This is a genomic window from Streptomyces sp. NPDC104106, assembly GCF_055584345.1.
Genome location: NZ_JBVJMF010000068.1, coordinates 1 through 1,490, shown reverse-complemented (window position 1 = coordinate 1,490; position 1,490 = coordinate 1). Strand labels below are relative to the sequence as shown.

The window sequence follows — 1,490 nt, the reverse complement described above, 5'->3', positions numbered from 1 at the left end:
CAGGCGGTGGCGGCGGCGAGGTCGCGGAGGGGGTCGTGGGGGCCGGTCGATACCGCGCCGTGGGTGAGGATGACGAGGTGTTCGTCGGGGGTGCGCTCCCGCCGGAGCCATTCCTGGAGCCGCGCCAGCGTCCGCTCGCTCACCGCGTGCGCCGCCGCCACCGGGTCCGCTTCGAGGCTCTTGTCACCGTCGTTGCGGACGAGGAACACCTCCACCGCCTCGGTCGGCAGCCCCGGTCCGGCCGGCGCGTCGACCTGCGTCCATTCCACCGAGAACGGCACGCCGGCGCCCGCGGTGCCGCGCAGTCGCTCGGTGTCGACCGGCCGCAACGCGAGAGACGCGATGTCGGCGACGGGCGCGCCCGCCGCGTCCGTGACGGTGATGGCCACCGTGTTGGCCCCGGCCGGCGACAGCCGCACCCGTAGCGTGTCCGCGCCCACGGCGTGCAGTGACACCCCGCTCCAGGCGAACGGCAGCACACCGTCTTCCTGGCCGGGAAGCAGGCCGAGGGCGATGGGATGCAGGGCGGCGTCCAGCAGCGCAGGATGCAGGCAGTACGACAGGGACTGCTCACGGTCGGGCAGCACCACGTCGGCGTACACGTCGTCGCCCGACCGCCAGGCGGCGCGCAGACCCTGGAAGGCCGGCCCGTAGTCGTAGCCCCTGGCACCCAGCCGCTCGTAGGCATCGCCGAGGTCGATCGGGACGGCGCCGGCCGGCGGCCAGGCGGCGGCCCCGGTATCGGTCCCGTCGCGGGGCCCCGCGGTGGGAGCGGAAGCGGGTACGGAGGTGAGTGAGCCGCCGGCCCGACGGATCCACGGCGCGTCGACCGGGGCCTCGGCGGACCTTGAGTAGACAGCGAAAGCCCGGCGTCCGTCGTCGTCCGGCTCCTCCACCACGGCCTGCAGCCGGATCGCGTCGCCCTCGTCGATCACCAGCGGGACCTCCAGCGTGAGGTCCTCGACGTACTCGCTGCCGACCTCCTGGCCCGATCGCAGGGCCATCTCCAGGAAGGCGGTGCTGGACAGCAGGACGGTGCCGTGGACGGCGTGGTCGCTCAGCCACGGCTGGGTGGCCGTGGACACCTGCCCGGTGAGGACGTGTCCCGAGCCGCCGGCCAGTTCGACCGCGGCCGCGACGAGCGGGTGGCCCGTGCTGGTCTGTCCGGGAGCGGTGGAGGCCGCGGCAGCAGGGTGCAGCCAGTACGACTCGTGCTGGAAGGGGTACGACGGCAGCACCGGGTGCGGGCCGGGGCGTGGGCCGCTCGCGACGGTGAGGCCGGACGTCCGGGCCTGGGCCAGGGCGATGGCCAACTGGGTCGGGCCGTCGTGGTCGCGTCGCAGCGTCGGGATGACGACGGTCTGGGTGGTGGTGTCGGTGGTGTCGGCGGTTTGCTGGAGGGGTGTGGTGAGGACGGGGTGGGGGCTGGTTTCGATGAAGTGGGTGTGTCCGGTGGTCAGGAGGTGGGTGATGGTGTGGTGGAACTGTAC

1 protein-coding gene is annotated in these 1,490 nt (G+C 73.6%); it reads right to left on the bottom strand.

The genetic code is table 11. From position 1 onward, the window contains the following. The coding region (locus tag ACZ60X_RS43885; RefSeq protein WP_469611451.1) for a polyketide synthase dehydratase domain-containing protein at nt 1-1,490 on the bottom strand (1,490 nt) is incomplete at both ends.